The sequence below is a fragment of the Teichococcus aestuarii genome (assembly GCF_003116135.1).
GTDB classification, from domain to species: Bacteria; Pseudomonadota; Alphaproteobacteria; order Acetobacterales; family Acetobacteraceae; genus Pseudoroseomonas; species Pseudoroseomonas aestuarii.
Genome location: NZ_PDOA01000092.1, coordinates 1 through 418 on the forward strand (window position 1 = coordinate 1; position 418 = coordinate 418).

The following is a 418-nucleotide window of genomic DNA, read 5'->3' on the forward strand; positions in this document are numbered from 1 at the left end:
ATCAGGTGCTGGTACCCGAACTGGCGCCCGGTGACATCGTCATCATGGACAACCTGGGCAGCCACAAGGGTGCGGGCGTCAGGCCTGCAATCGAAGCCGCCGGGGCAAGCCTGCTTTATCTCCCGCCATACAGCCCCGAGTTCAACCCCATCGAAAACGCCTTCGCCAAGCTGAAGGCCAGCCTCCGCAAGGCCGCCGAGCGCAGCGTAGAAGGCCTCTGGAGCACCATCGGCCAGATCATCAACTACTTCGCCGCCGCCGGATACGATGCAGCCTGATCGAAAACCGCTCTAGAGGTTGTTATGGACCTGCGGCCAGTTGAGCCGCCTGCTTGAGCATGATGCAGGTGAAGGCGACGAGGTGGAGATTGGCAAGGGTGCTGGCGTAGCGCTCGTAGTCCTTCACCAGGCGGCGGAAG

The 418-nt window shown here is 62.2% G+C and carries 1 protein-coding gene and 1 pseudogene; one reads left to right on the forward strand and one right to left on the reverse strand.

Going from position 1 to position 418, the window contains the following annotated elements; translation table 11 throughout:
* A partial coding sequence (locus tag CR165_RS24285; protein ID WP_146202054.1) for a transposase occupies positions 1–278 on the forward strand: 278 nt, incomplete at its 5' end.
* 22 nt (positions 279–300) lie between these two features.
* On the opposite strand, the pseudogene CR165_RS24290 reads toward CR165_RS24285, so the two are convergent.
* A pseudogene (locus CR165_RS24290) lies at positions 301–418 on the reverse strand (IS5/IS1182 family transposase); the annotation flags it as partial.